Source organism: Photobacterium ganghwense (assembly GCF_017329545.1).
Classification (GTDB): domain Bacteria; phylum Pseudomonadota; class Gammaproteobacteria; order Enterobacterales; family Vibrionaceae; genus Photobacterium; species Photobacterium ganghwense.
The window spans coordinates 1,701,478-1,716,107 of sequence record NZ_CP071326.1; the positions used below are offsets into that span (position 1 = coordinate 1,701,478).

The window sequence follows — 14,630 nt, forward strand, 5'->3', positions numbered from 1 at the left end:
CGCGGCATCTGCCTCGGTGGTCCGGGAACGAAACAAAAAAACAGAGAGGGACAGGTATCACAGTTACCCAGTCCCTCCTTCCCTACAATACCGACGTGATTCACTGGAGAACCCTATGTCTGAATCCAAACGTAATACGCTCGGCAAATTCGGCTTATTGTCGATGACTTTTGCCGCCGTTTTCAGCTTTAACAATGTCATTAACAACAACATCGAAATCGGTCTGGCTTCGGCGCCGATGTTCTTTCTGGCAACCATTTTTTACTTTATTCCGTTCTGCCTGATCGTGGCGGAGTTCGTTTCCCTGAACAAAAATTCGGAAGCCGGTGTGTATGCCTGGGTCAAAAGCTCTCTAGGCGGACGCTGGGCATTCATTTCCGCCTACACCTATTGGTTCGTGAACCTGTTCTTTTTTACCTCGCTGCTGCCGCGCGTTATTGCGTATGCCTCTTATGCGTTCCTTGGCTACGAGTACGTGCTTACCCCGTTTGCGACCACTTTCCTCAGCATGCTGCTTTTTGCCTTTGCCACCTATGTTTCAACCAACGGAGCCAAAATGCTGGGGCCGATTACGTCGGTCACTTCCTCACTCATGCTGCTACTGACACTGTCTTACATTCTGCTGTCCGGCGCAGCGCTGCTGGGTGGTGTCGAGCCTGCTGACCCTATTACGGTAGAGGCGATGATCCCTGATTTCAGCTGGGCATTTCTTGGCATTACAACCTGGATTTTTATGGCTGCCGGTGGCGCAGAATCTGTTGCCGTGTATGTCAATGACGTAAAAGGCGGCTCTAAATCTTTCGTCAAAGTGATCATTCTGGCCGGTATCTTTATCGGGGTGCTGTATTCGGTCGCTTCTGTGCTGATCAATGTGTTTGTGGTCAGTGACGACCTCAAATTCACGGGCGGCTCAGTTCAGGTATTTGAAGGCCTGGCAACCCATTTTGGCCTGCCTGAAATTCTGATGAACCGCTTTGTCGGACTGGTTTCTTTCACCGCCATGTTTGGCTCGCTATTAATGTGGACAGCTACACCCGTGAAAATTTTCTTCTCTGAAATCCCGTCCGGCATTTTTGGTGAGAAAACTGTCGCGCTGAACGAAAACGGCGTACCGGCTCGCGCAGCCTGGATCCAGTATCTGATTGTTCTGCCGCTAATGATTATCCCTAGTCTGGGTTCCAACACTGCACAGGATCTGATGAACACAGTGATCAACATGACTGCTGCGGCTTCTATGCTGCCACCACTGTTTATCATGCTGGCCTACCTGAACCTGCGTCTGAAGCTGGATCATTTGGAACGTGACTTCAAAATGGGCTCAAGAATGACCGGGATTGTGGCGGTCTCTATCCTGATTGGTATTTTCACCGTCGGTTTCCTGGCATCGACATTCCCGACCGGTGCCGACATCATGACCATCATCTTCTACAACGTCGGTGGGATTGTGATTTTCCTTGGCTACGCGTGGTGGAAATACAGCCAGTACGAGAAGACGTTATCGAAAGAAGAGCGCCTGGCGGAAGCCAGCCCAGCCGCTCTGGCTATCGATTAATGTCGCCGTCACTTCTGGCGAGTTAGTCATGCAGCCCCTTCCTAAGATGGAAGGGGCTGTTGCATTTTACCAAACCCAGTTATACCTATTCTGATGCCGTTGCTTTTAAAAACAAGACGTTGCATATTGTCATTCTATCCGCTTCAGAAAAACGTTCGCATCGCAGTAAAAACGACATGGATAAATCACCCATTAAACAGGCCACAACCAGAATTGCCTGACGGGAGCGAGACCGGAACCAAATCATATCTATCGTTGAGTAGCACCTCGTGCGCTGCAGCCTCAATGGATCCGACAATGACAGCTTCAGGGATAAGCATGACAGAGACAAACTTCATACCGCGCCACACGTTATACCCCCGCCCCTTAGCGGCTGGCAGCAAAATTGCCGTGACGGCTTTTTCCTCCGGCGTAGAAGCAGAGTGTCATCCGAGGTTGAACAAAGTGCTGGCGAACCTCAAAGCACAAGGATTTGACGTCATTGAAGGCCAGTGTCTGCGACAAAACATTAAGCACGCCAGCGCCAGCAAAGCACAACGCGCACAGGAGCTGATGCGGTTCCTGTGTGACGATTCCATTGATGCCGTGATGCCTCCCTGGGGCGGCGAGCTGGCAATGGATATCCTGCCCCTGCTTGATTACGACCGTCTCCGCACCGTGCGTCCCAAATGGCTGGTTGGGTTTTCCGATGTCAGCACCGTATTGACCGCCATGACCACCAAGCTGGGCTGGGCTACCATTCACACGGCCAACCTGATGGAGATGCATCCTGATGAGGGCTGCGCATTCGTAACCAGCGTGATCCCCTATTTGAAACAAGAAGCCGGGGCCAGCCTGCATCAGCAATCCTCCACCGCCTATCAGATTCATGGCGAATCGTTTGCTGTCAATCCGGATACGATCCTCAAGCCTTGCGAGCCGACCTATTGGAAACTGCTTGGCAAACAGCGTAGTGCCGCTTTTCGCGGGAGACTCATTGGAGGGTGCTTTGATATCCTGCACCACCTTGTCGGCACAGAATATTTGGATCTCAACGCATTGGATCGGCGCTTTCAAGGTGACGGTATTATTCTCTATCTCGAAAATGCAGAGATGTCACCAACCGATCTATACCGCGCCCTGCTTAGCCTGAAATACCGGGGGGTCTTCAGCAAAGTCAACGCCGTGATCTTTGGCCGCAACGCGTTTATCTCTGATTCTATGGCCGCCGACGCCAATGAGGCCATGACCTCAGAAGAAGCCCTGCTGTCAGCCCTTGACGATATCGATATTCCTGTAGTGTACGATGCAGATATCGGTCACTTGCCACCGAACCTGACCCTGTTTAACGGGGCACTTGCCGAAGTGGCTGTCGATAACGGACGGGCAACCGTCACCCAGTACCTGAAGTAAATCCGCAACCAGACTGGCAGACGCCCCCGACGCCAGCTGGTAGCAAGCATTAGATATTAGTCGGTCTTAGATTTTCGGTGATAGATATTCGGTGATAAATATTGGGTGATAGATATTGGGTAATAGTTTTTGGGTAATAGTTTTTGGGGATTCAGCGGGCTCTGGTTAGCCAATATCCAGCCAGCTTAAAAGCAGGGGCATGATACATGCACGAAGCCAGTGACACCGTTTTCGGGAATAGAACAAATTGGAACCGTTCCCAAAAAAGGGCAAAAAAGAAGTCAGGACAAGCCTGACTGCAATAATGACAGGGTGAAAACACCACATGTCTGAATTGTGATTGTTCGTTATACGCTCATGAATGAGCAACACGGATTCTATTACGTCCCCGCCTGATACCCAACCGGCTTTTTGGCATAAAAAGCGAGCGATCACGGAAATCAAACAACCCAGCGAAATTTCTGTGATCAACCGCTGATCATCCTTCGATACGGCCAGGTTCCGTGAGGTTGAACCAGTTTTGCGTTCATCTCTGCAACCAAGTTTGTTACAGTTTTTCCTATCTTTGACTCTGTTTATGCTAATCATCTGAAATGGAAGAAATCTTTTTTGCCGGTGGCTGTTTGTGGGGCGTTCAGGAGTTCATGAAGCACCTGCCCGGCGTCATAAGCACCGAAGCGGGCCGAGCCAACGGCACAACGAACACGACCCAAGGCGAGTATGACGGCTATGCCGAGTGTGTTCGCACCCAGTTCGACCCAAGCGTGATATCGGTTGAGCAGCTGATGGACTATTTTTTCGAGATCATCGATCCCTACAGCGTGAACAAACAAGGACAGGATGTGGGAGAAAAATACCGCACCGGTGTTTACAGTCGCCATCCGGCACACTTAGAAAAAGTGCAAAATTACATCCTTGCCCGAGATGATGCGCGTTTGATCGCTGTAGAGGTGTTACCGCTGCACAACTATGTCAAAAGTGACGATGAGCATCAGGACAGATTGACCCTTCACCCTGAAGATCACAGCTATTGCCACATCCCGTTTGATCTTTTGCATAAATACAAAAAAACCTAGCGGGCAGCACTTCGAAGAGCATGACTGCCGACCACAAAAGCCGGTATAAAAAAACCGCTGTCATCACAGCGGTTTTTTGTTTCTGTTACTGTCTGTCCGGCCCAAGCCCGTCAGGTAATGTTACGCCGACTGCGGACGCGGCTGACGACGCTTTGCTGCTTGCGGATTACCGCCTGGCTTTTTGCCCGCAGGTTTACCCGGTTTGGCAGCACCCGAACGCGATGAACCTGGTTTGGCACCAGCGGCATCTCGCGCTTGCCCTTTTGGTTTGCTATTGCCTTTAGCGGCACCGTTTTTCACTGGGCCTTTCGCAGCCCCTCGGCCAGCGCCACCATTGGTGCGACGTTTTGGTTGCTGTCCGGCTTTAGATTCCTTACCCTCAGCATTTGCAGCACCTGGCGTTTTTGGTTTTTTCGGCTTCTTCGGTTTAATTGGACGCGTATCCAGTTTCGATTCCGGTACGGTATTGGTTGCCTTATAGCCGTCCAGTTCAACACGCGGAAGCAGTTCCTGAATCAAACGCTCAATCGCGAACAGTTCTGGCGCTTCTATGGCAGAGACCAAAGAAATGGCCTTACCGGTTTCTCCCGCACGGCCGGTACGCCCGATACGGTGTACATAATCTTCCGCCACTTTTGGCAGTTCAAAGTTCACCACCTGAGGCAACTGAGGAATATCAATCCCGCGAGCAGCGATATCCGTCGCCACCAGCACCCGAAGCTCACCTGACTTAAAGTTGGCCAGTGCTTTGGTACGAGCCCCCTGGCTCTTGTTGCCGTGAATTGCTGCAGCCGCCAGACCTTCTTCAGTCAGGAATGCAGCCAGGCGGTTTGCGCCGTGCTTGGTACGGGTAAAGACCAACACCTGCTGCCAGTCACCGTCTTTAATCAGCTTAACCAGCATCGGCGCTTTCTTTTTCACGTCCGCCGGATAAATGCACTGCTCAACCGTTCTGGCTGTCGAGTTTGCCGGGTTAACCGAAATCTCAACCGGATTGTTCACCAGCCCCTTGGCCAGCGCTCGGATTTCATCAGAAAACGTGGCAGAGAACAGCAGGTTCTGGCGCTTCGCTGGCAGCAAATCAAGAATTTTCCGGATATCGCGAATAAAGCCCATATCCAGCATGCGGTCTGCTTCATCCAGAACCAGCACTTCCAGTTGATCAAACTTCACCGCTTTCTGCTGATACAGATCCATCAAACGACCCGGCGTAGCCACCAGTACATCAGCCCCTTTGCGCAGACGCAACATTTGCGGATTAATCTTCACGCCACCAAAAACCACCGCACTGTTCAGCGGCAGGTGACGGCTGTAGGTGTACACGTTTTCCTGTACCTGAGCCGCCAGTTCGCGGGTTGGCGTCAGGATAAGGGCACGGATGTGATTGCCCTTGACTCGCGGGCCATTAGCCAGGCGATCCAGAATCGGCAGCGTGAAGCCTGCGGTTTTACCTGTCCCAGTCTGAGCTGCAGCCATGACATCTTTGCCTTCCAGCACGGCAGGAATCGCCTGCGCCTGAATAGGTGAAGGGGTATCGTATCCTTTTTCCTGAACAGCTTTAAGGATTGGTGCAGAAAGACCTAACGAGGTAAAACCCATATTTGATTCTCAATTGTTGTTGATATAAACATTCGTCGCCAACGATAGTGACGAAAAGTCCGACATTCTGAGGTTTTCACGGCGGTGTAGCAACCAAAAATTGTCTTTTGCCCACCAGAAAGCAGGAAATCAGGGGGAAAGTGGGATGGACTGGAAGATTGCTTTAGGGAAATGAGCGGCACTGGCCTCTCTGGTTACATCCCAAGCAGTGGTTACCTGTCGCCAGATACGAAAAACCCCAGCATCTCTGCTGGGGTTTAGAATGTGGCGGAGAGATAGGGATTTGAACCCTAGATACGCTATTAACGTATGCCGGTTTTCAAGACCGGTGCTTTCAACCACTCAGCCATCTCTCCGTAAGTACGGTGAATATTACGAATCCCGCGGTAGCTTGTAAAGGCCAAAATTACCCACACCGAACCAAGTGATTAATGTTGCAGCGATAACATGGATTTTGTCGCCTTTCCGATCATTTTACCGGCGATTTTTCACGCATAATACCGTCAGATGTCAGGAATATTCAGTTAATCAGGAGACGTGATGCCTACCCTTACTCCCCAACCAACCATGAGTGACTTCCAGCACTATGTCGCGGAATTGGAAATCGAACGCAATTTTGCCCAGCAACCGGTGCTAGCAAAATGCCTGTTAATGGGTGAAGAAGTCGGCGAACTGTTTAAAGCCATTCGCAAAGCAGAAGGAATCGCCACCGATCCTCACTCAACAGTCGGCGACATTGGTGATGAGCTGGCTGATGTGTTTATTTACCTCTGCTCACTGGCAAACCGCTATGACATAAACCTTGAACATGCCTTTCGCCAGAAAGAAGAGAAAAATAAACAGCGCACCTGGTCAACCCGCTAAGACCAGGATGACCCACCAGAATTTCGGTGATCAGCTACGATGCTAGATTGAAGATATTGGAGCTATATACAGGAAAGGCTTGGCAATGTTGCCAGCCCTTACCCGATGAGCATCCAACTACCTTGTTGTAACACTTGCACTCGAAGAAAACAGGACGTTGTTTGAAATGCGAGCCGCTTACTGTGACTTGTTCGTACGGGGTTTCTCCACTCCCCTCTCTGTTTTCTTTTCTCTGCTTCTTTTCTCAATTGTTTTTCTCTACTGTCAGTCCTCTGTTCTCAGCTCGCCCCTTGAAGCACTCGTCATTTAACCCTGTATGCTAAATCGGGTAGCACACTGAGAGTCTCACTTTTTAATCCTGCCAGTCTCAAATAACGGCCCTTTGTTAATGAGATGTAACCTTTTGTTGTGAGCATTTTGTATACAATATACATTTTCTATCAGACCCACTCACACGGAAGTAAACGGATATGATGAAAGCCAAGAAGATCGTACAGCTCAGTACCCTGATAGCGAGTTTGCTTAGCCCGGCGGTAATGGCCGCCCCCTATCCGGCGGGAACCCAACTGGCCAATAAACAGGAAATTACCCTTAATAATGGCGCAGAAGTCACGTCCATCGATCCGGCCAAGCAAGCTGCTGAGCCGGCATTTAATCTGGGACGCGACTTATTTGAAGGGCTCACTACGCAGGATAAAACCGGTAAAACCATTCCGGGTATCGCGACCCGCTGGGAGGTTAACGACGACAATACGGTGTATACCTTTCATCTGCGCCCTTCCCGTTGGTCAAACGGTAAGCCACTGACTGCACAGGATTTCGTGTACAGCTGGCAACGTCTGATCAATCCTGAAACCGCCTCGCCGTATGCCTGGTTTGCCGCCATTCCCGGTATTGTTAATTCGAAGGCCATCATGAACGGCCAAGCTGATCCCGCCACCCTTGGCGTGAAAGCCATTGATGATCTGACGTTTGAGGTCACGCTGGAGAAGCCTGTGCCGTTTTTCGTCAAATTGCTGAGCCATCCGGTGCTGGCACCGGTGCCGCGTGAAATCGTTGAACAGCATGGCAGTGCCTGGACCCAACCTGCACATATCGTGACCAATGGCGCTTTCACCGTTGCCGAATGGAAGGTGAATGAAAAAATGGTGATGGTGAAAAATGCCCACTACTGGAACGCCGATGAGGTGGTGCTGGATAAAATCACTTGGCTGCCAATTGGGGATGCCAACGTGTCACTGAACCGCTTCCTGGCTGGTGAGATTGATGAAGCCCTGTCGATCCCGGCAGCACAAAAGAACCGCATTCTGAAACAGTTCCCGGAGAAGGTCGCCAATACCGGTGCGTCACTGGGTTCGACATTCTATTACCTGAACACGCAATCCGGTGCGACCCAGGATTTGCGCGTGCGTCAGGCTCTGGCCTACGCCATTGACCGCGACATCATGACCCAAGCTGTGGTGAAAAACGGCGGGGTGCCAATGTATACCCTGGTGCCGCCGCAAACAGACGGGTTCCAGAGTTTTATCCCGGACTTTGCCACCTGGACACAAAAAGTCCGCAACCAGAAAGCCAAGCAACTGCTGACGGACGCCGGTTACGGCGCAGCAAATCCTCTTAAGCTGACTTTCACCATTCCAACGTTCTCTACTGACGTCAAAATCGCCACGGCGATGGCCGGCATGTGGAAAAGCGTGCTGGGTGCTCAGGTGGAAATCAAACAGCTGGAACCCAAGGTGTTCTATGCGTTGAAAGAACCGGGCAACATCAGCCGCGGCGGCTGGACGGCTGATTACAACGAAGCCTCAACCTGGCTGGATATCTTTGTTTCCAACGGCGAGTACAACGATTCCCGCTACAACAACCCGCAATATGATGAATGGATGCAGGAGTCCAAGTCCCTTTCCGATCCCGCCGCAATCTACATGCAGGCTGAAAAACAGTTGATCGCCGATATGGCCGTCATTCCGATGTTCCGCCCGGGCGATGATCAGTACCTGCGCCAGCCTTATATCGGCGGCTATGAACGCACAAATCCAGAGTCGGCATTCTATCGCAAGAACGTCTACGTCAAGGCGCACTAATGCCTCTGCCGGCTTGAATTCCGGCACGTTTCTCGGTTTATAACCCGGTATTGAACTTGGCATGGCGACGCAGCCGGCACCCTGACCGCGCTGCCCGCTATGCCATTTTCTGCAAGCGTTATGGTCAGACTTCCACTGGCTGGGCTCTTCAGCTGGTTGAGAGGTTGATGTTGATTATGCGCTTCAAGGAAGCCGACATCGTTCAAATCGGTCAATAAGGTGACCTAATGTTTCTCTATATTTTTCGTCGTATGTTAATCGCCATTCCGACTCTGCTGTTTATCGCACTGGTGTCGTTCTGGCTTATGCACATTGCACCCGGTGGTCCATTTGATATGGAACGGCCAATGCCGGAGATCGTTCGCGCCAATATCGAGGCCAAGTTTCACCTGAACGAGCCTTTTTTAGTGCAGTTTTTCATCTATATCTCAAACTTTGTTCAGGGTGATCTGGGGCCGAGTTTTGTTTATCAGGACTTTACCGTCACCCAGTTGGTCGCCCAGTCCTGGCCGGTTTCCGCCATTCTGGGATTGCTGTCGTTTGTAATTGCTGTCCCGACCGGCATGTTTCTCGGCACGGTGGCGGCTCTGAATCGCAACAGCCGACTGGATTACCTGCTGATGTCCCTGTCGATGACAGGCATCGTGATTCCGGCATTCGTACTGGCTCCGGTGTTAGTAACGGTGTTTTCTGTACACCTGGGCTGGCTGCCTGCCGGTGGCTGGGAAGGCGGCAAACCCGCATTTCTGGTGCTGCCGGTACTGAGTCTGGCCATCGGCTCCATCGCCAGCATTGCCCGGGTCATGCGCGGGGCGATGATCGAAACCCTGAACCAGCCTTACATCCGTACCGCCAAGGCCAAGGGGCTCTCAACCCGCTATATCCTGATTCAACATGCGCTACGCCCCTCACTGATCCCCATCATTGCCATGCTGGGTCCCAGTTTTGTCGCCGTGGTTACGGGCTCAGTCATCATTGATATTTTCTTTGGTACCGGTGGTATGGGTCAGCACTTTGTCTCTGGCGCACTGAACCGGGATTACGGCCTGGTGATGGGAATTACCCTTATCGTGGCCACGCTCACCATCCTGTTTAACCTCGTGGTCGACATTCTCTATACCGTCATCGACCCTCGCATTCGTATGTAGGAACCCGAGCATGTTAACGAAAAAACTCGACACGCAGGCACTCACTGAATCACTGACCCAAACTCCCGATGCGGTAGAAGGCCGCAGTCTATGGCAGGACGCCTGGGGGCGATTCCGGCAGAACAAAGCAGCCATGGGTTCAGTAGGTGTACTACTGCTGATCGTCCTGTGCATCTCCTTTGGCCCATCTCTGTCATCGTTCGCCCACGATGAAATTGACTGGAGCGTAGTGGCAGAGCCCCATGAGCTGGGCCGTCCGTCCCTGAGCTCCGGCCACTATTTCGGCACCGACGATCTGGGACAGGATCTGTTTGCCCGCACCATGCAGGGCGGTCGGCTGTCGATCATGGTTGGCTTCCTCGGCGCACTGGTGGCCGTGGTAATCGGCACCCTATGGGGCAGCATATCCGGCTTTGTCGGAGGAGTCGTCGACAGCGCCATGATGCGGGTGATTGAGGTGCTGGACTCGGTACCCTTTATGTTCATGGTCATCATGTTTGTGACCCTGTTTGGCAACAATATCTATCTGATTTTTATTGTCATTGGCATGGTGTCCTGGCTCGGTATTGCTCGGGTGGTACGGGGCGTCACATTCAGCCTGAAAAAACGCGAGTTCATCGAAGCCGCGCATTCGATCGGGGTATCGAGACTGACCATTGTCCGCCGCCATATTCTGCCGAATGTCCTGGGCATTGTGATGGTGTATTCCTCGCTGATGGTGCCCGGTTTCATCATGTTTGAATCGTTTCTCAGCTTCCTTGGGCTTGGCGTGCAGCCGCCGGATACCAGTTGGGGCGTCCTGATCTCAGAAGGTGCGAAAACCATCGATGTTGCCATCTGGCAGCTGCTATTTCCGTCTCTGTTTCTGGTTGCCACGCTGTTCTGTTTTAACTTCATCGGCGACGGCCTGCGTGACGCACTGGACCCGAAAGACCGTTAATCCGCGCAGCGCGTGAAAGCGCTGCTCACAAGGAAAAGTTCGCAAGGATAAGCAATGACGATTTTATCTGTAGAAAACATGAATGTGCGCTTTCGCACCCCTGACGGGCTGGTGCAGGCGGTCAGTGATCTGTCGTATTCCGTCAGCGCCGGCGAAACCCTGGGCATTGTCGGCGAATCCGGCTCAGGCAAAAGCCAGTCGGTTTTTGCCCTGATGGGGCTGACCGCAGACAACGGCATCACAGAAGGCCAGGCAAACTTCCACGGCACCAATTTACTTGGCCTGTCTGCTCGTGAGCTCAACCATATCCGCGCGGAAAAAATCGGGATGATCTTTCAGGATCCGATGACCTCGCTCAACCCGTTCGTCAAAATCGGTAAACAGCTGGCTGAAGTGCTGTGCATCCATAAAGGCATGAGCCGAAAAGAGGCCAACCTTACGGCGATTGCCATGCTGGATGCGGTGCGTATTCCTTCCGCAGCAACGCGGATGAACCAGTATCCACATGAGCTCTCCGGCGGTATGCGCCAGCGGGTGATGATTGCCATGGCCCTGCTGTGCAAACCTGAACTGCTGATTGCCGATGAACCGACTACCGCTCTCGATGTGACGGTACAGGCGCAGATCCTGGCGCTGCTACGGGATCTGCAAACCGAATTTAACACCGCCATCATTCTGATCACCCACGACATGGGGGTGGTCGCCGAAATGTGTGACCGGGTGCTGGTCATGTACGGCGGACGTAAAATGGAAGAAGCAGAGACCTTCACGCTGTTCGAGCGTCCGGCGCACCCTTATACGCAAGGACTGCTGCAAGCGATTCCGTCCATTCATGAAGACATGGATCGGTTGCCGACCATCCCGGGTAACCCGCCCAGCGCGCTGATCAATCATCAGGGCTGTCCGTTTAAGAATCGCTGCAGTCTAGCTGAATCCGTCTGCCACCAGCAAATACCGGATTTTACCCGACTGTCTGCGACGCAAGCACTCGCTTGTCATCTCAAGGAACAGGCTTCTCACCTTGCTGGTGCGGCATCCCTGTCATCGTACAACGCCGTTCAAAACCCTGTCGTGAAATCAGCCTGAGGAAAACACCATGGAACACCAACCAACCTTGCTGTCGGCACGCGGATTGAAAGTCCATTTCCGCACAGGTCAAACAATTCTGCCACGCTGGCTGTCGTCGCATCGTCCCGAGGTGAAAGCGGTGGACGGCATTGATTTAGACATCTATCAGGGAGAAACCCTGGGGATTGTCGGTGAGTCCGGCTGCGGCAAATCGACCCTGGCACGCGCCCTGCTGCGTCTGATTGAACCGACAGATGGCAGCCTGCACTGGCAGGGAGAGGACATGCGGGCGTACAACAAATCGACGCTGACCCGCAAAAGGCGTGACTTTCAGATGATTTTTCAGGATCCCTCCGCGAGTCTGAACCCGCGCCTGACCATCTCAGAATGTATCGCAGAGCCGCTGCTTACCCATGAACCCCAGCTTTCCCGTCGCGACCGCGAGCAACGCGTGTTCCAGATGATGGACAAAGTGGGTCTGCTACCCAGCCAGAGAAACCGTTATCCCCATGAATTTTCCGGCGGACAGTGCCAGCGGGTTGGCATCGCCCGCGCGCTGATCCTCAATCCCAAACTGATCGTGTGTGACGAACCCGTCAGTGCACTCGATGTGTCAATTCAGGCGCAGGTCATCAACCTTCTTAGCGACCTGCAAAAGGAGATGGGGCTGACCATGGTCATGATTGCCCACGACCTGAGCGTAGTACGCCACATCAGCGATCGGGTCATGGTGATGTATTTGGGTCGCCCCATGGAAATCGGCCATTTCCGGGACGTGTTTGACGATGCCCGTCACCCTTACACTCAGGCGCTGCTGTCCGCGGTGCCTGTTGCCAACCCACAATTGGCCAGAACCCGGGATATTCAGCTGCTGCCGGGCGACCTACCGTCACCGCTGAATCCGCCATCGGGCTGCGTGTTTCGTACCCGCTGTCCGCAAGCAACAGAGGACTGCGCCGAGCAACGTCCGCCACTGACCGGTAAAACCGGCCACCATATTTTCTGTTCACAACTTGATGTTTAAGGAAAAACCCATGAACCAACCGACTGTTTCGCAACGCCTTGCTCAGCTGCGGTCCCAAATGGCAGAGCACCGGTTAGATGCCTATATTGCGACCAACTATGACCCGCACGCCAGCGAGTATTCAGCTGCTCACTGGCTGGCCCGCCAGTGGATCACAGGATTCACCGGTTCTGCTGGCGAAGCGGTGATTCTGCCGGAAGGCGGCGGTTTATGGACCGATGGCCGTTACTACATTCAGGCCGAAGAGCAGTTAAGCGGCAGTGGACTAGACCTGTTTAAGGCCCGCCTGCCGGAAACGCCGAGTATTCCGCAATGGCTGGCTGATACCCTGCCGTCCCAAAGTCGCATTGGGGTAGATGGACGCACCATCAGCTATCATTTTTATCTGTCCCTGCAGGCGGCGGTGGCTGGCAAAGGGATCGATATTGTCCTCACTCACGATTTGATCGGCGCAGTCTGGGCTGATCGCCCAGCGCGTCCGGCCACGCCGGTATTTAATCACCCACTTAAATATGCAGGACTGACAACGGCCCAGAAACTGTCGCAGGTACGCCAACTGATGTCTCAGGACAGCGTCGACGAACTGCTGGTTTCCACGCTGGATGATGTGATGTGGGCACTCAATATTCGTGGTGGTGATACCCTGTACAGCCCGATTTCGGAATCGTACCTGCTGCTGTCAGAGACTCACGCGACACTGTTTATTGACCTGCAAAAACTGCCGACAGACGTTGCCGCCCACCTTGAAACCCAGGGGGTGACATGCCAGCCGTATGAGGAGATTGCCACCGCCCTTTCCGGTCTGGCTGCCGGTCGCCATTTCCGCTGTTGTGACCTTCACACGGATGCTCTGCTGGTCAGCAAATTGCCTGACACCGTCACACTCAGCCACCGATTAAGTTATTTCACTGAGCTCAAAGCCATCAAAAACGAGACTGAGCTGTGCAATATGAAAGAAAGCTTACGTCTGGATGGCATCGCAATGGTGAAGTTCATGCACTGGCTGGATCAGCAAGTGCCTGGGGGCAGCGTGACCGAGCTGAATGCTGAGCAGCAGTTGCAGGCATTTCGCTCCCAACAACCGACATATATCGGCGACAGTTTCCGGACCATTGCCGGTTTTGCCGCACACGGAGCCAAAATGCACTATGCCGCCGACATCGAAAGCAATGCCAACGTCGATGAACCTAACTTTTTCCTGGTCGACTCCGGTGGCCAGTACCTTGGCGGCACGACCGACATCACCCGTACTTTCAGCTTTGGTCAGCTCAGTGAGCAACAACGCACCGATTACACCTTGGTGCTAAAAGCGGTTATTCGCCTGACCCAGACCCGATTTTTGAAGGGTTCAACCGGGGCCAACCTGGACATTATGGCGCGAGGGGTACTCTGGCAGCATGGTATTGACTACAAGTGCGGTACCGGCCATGGCGTTGGCCTGTGCCTGAACGTGCATGAAGGACCGCAAAACTTTTCTCAGTCTCACAAAGAAGTAGCACTGGAACCTAACATGGTGATCACTAACGAGCCGGGCGTTTATCGTGAAGGTGAATACGGCGTACGTATCGAAAACATCATGCAGGTTGTGGAATGTGAAGAAACAGAATTTGGTGCGTTTTATGGTTTCGAAACCCTGACTCTCGCGCCGATTGCCACGCAGGCTCTGGACCTGGAGATGCTGGACAACACAGAGAAACAATGGCTGAACACCTATCACGCACAGGTATATGCCGTGCTCAATGAGGCGTTGACGCTGCAAGAACGAAACTGGCTTCAAACGGCGACCGCACCGGTGTAAGCGCGGTGAGTGTAGTCAACGCATAGCCACCGGGTTTGTCTCCGGAAGCGATGGCGTTTACCTATATCCTTTGTGTCCCTCATTA

At 52.8% G+C, this 14,630-nt stretch carries 11 protein-coding genes and 1 tRNA gene; 10 read left to right on the plus strand and 2 right to left on the minus strand.

Annotated features, from left to right (window positions below; translation table 11 throughout):
* Positions 1–115: 115 nt before the first annotated feature.
* The 3 genes from FH974_RS23800 (at position 116) to FH974_RS23810 (ending at position 4,020) form a co-directional block, all read left to right on the plus strand.
* Positions 116–1,552: an amino acid permease gene (locus FH974_RS23800; protein WP_207103856.1), complete on the plus strand. Its 1,437-nt coding sequence runs from the start codon at positions 116–118 to the stop codon at positions 1,550–1,552.
* A 318-nt stretch (positions 1,553–1,870) separates the two neighbouring features.
* Positions 1,871–2,944 carry a S66 family peptidase gene (locus FH974_RS23805; RefSeq protein WP_207103857.1) on the plus strand — a complete coding sequence of 358 codons (1,074 nt, stop codon included), beginning with the start codon at positions 1,871–1,873 and terminating at the stop codon, positions 2,942–2,944.
* 593 nt (positions 2,945–3,537) lie between these two features.
* The gene (locus FH974_RS23810) at positions 3,538–4,020 is read left to right on the plus strand and encodes a peptide-methionine (S)-S-oxide reductase (protein ID WP_047886263.1); all 483 of its coding nucleotides are present in this window, start codon (positions 3,538–3,540) and stop codon (positions 4,018–4,020) included.
* A gap of 120 nt (positions 4,021–4,140) precedes the next feature.
* Here FH974_RS23810 and FH974_RS23815 read toward each other — a convergent pair whose 3' ends face one another.
* Together FH974_RS23815 and FH974_RS23820 are read right to left on the minus strand one after the other, a co-directional pair.
* Positions 4,141–5,619, minus strand: a complete 1,479-nt coding sequence (locus FH974_RS23815) for a DEAD/DEAH box helicase (RefSeq protein ID WP_207103858.1) — start codon at positions 5,617–5,619, stop codon at positions 4,141–4,143.
* A 265-nt stretch (positions 5,620–5,884) separates the two neighbouring features.
* A tRNA-Ser gene (locus FH974_RS23820) sits at positions 5,885–5,975 on the minus strand.
* A gap of 184 nt (positions 5,976–6,159) precedes the next feature.
* Between FH974_RS23820 and FH974_RS23825 the strand changes: the two genes are divergently transcribed.
* The 7 genes from FH974_RS23825 to FH974_RS23855 all read left to right on the plus strand — a co-directional run bounded on the left by FH974_RS23825 (position 6,160) and on the right by FH974_RS23855 (position 14,545).
* Positions 6,160–6,483 (plus strand): MazG nucleotide pyrophosphohydrolase domain-containing protein, encoded by a 324-nt coding sequence (locus tag FH974_RS23825; RefSeq protein WP_207103859.1) that lies wholly within the window; start codon positions 6,160–6,162, stop codon positions 6,481–6,483.
* Between the two features lie 473 nt (positions 6,484–6,956).
* Positions 6,957–8,567 carry a peptide ABC transporter substrate-binding protein gene (locus FH974_RS23830; protein ID WP_207104267.1) on the plus strand — a complete coding sequence of 537 codons (1,611 nt, stop codon included), beginning with the start codon at positions 6,957–6,959 and terminating at the stop codon, positions 8,565–8,567.
* A 227-nt stretch (positions 8,568–8,794) separates the two neighbouring features.
* Entirely contained in the window at positions 8,795–9,715 is a 921-nt protein-coding gene (oppB, locus tag FH974_RS23835) for an oligopeptide ABC transporter permease OppB (protein WP_207103860.1), read from the plus strand.
* 10 nt (positions 9,716–9,725) lie between these two features.
* Positions 9,726–10,655 carry an ABC transporter permease subunit gene (locus tag FH974_RS23840; RefSeq protein ID WP_047886267.1) on the plus strand — a complete coding sequence of 310 codons (930 nt, stop codon included), beginning with the start codon at positions 9,726–9,728 and terminating at the stop codon, positions 10,653–10,655.
* Between the two features lie 54 nt (positions 10,656–10,709).
* Entirely contained in the window at positions 10,710–11,741 is a 1,032-nt protein-coding gene (locus tag FH974_RS23845) for an ABC transporter ATP-binding protein (protein ID WP_207103861.1), read from the plus strand.
* Positions 11,742–11,751: 10 nt separating this feature from the next.
* Entirely contained in the window at positions 11,752–12,747 is a 996-nt protein-coding gene (locus FH974_RS23850) for an ABC transporter ATP-binding protein (protein WP_047886269.1), read from the plus strand.
* Positions 12,748–12,757: 10 nt separating this feature from the next.
* Positions 12,758–14,545 carry an aminopeptidase P family protein gene (locus FH974_RS23855; protein WP_047886270.1) on the plus strand — a complete coding sequence of 596 codons (1,788 nt, stop codon included), beginning with the start codon at positions 12,758–12,760 and terminating at the stop codon, positions 14,543–14,545.
* Positions 14,546–14,630: the final 85 nt, after the last annotated feature.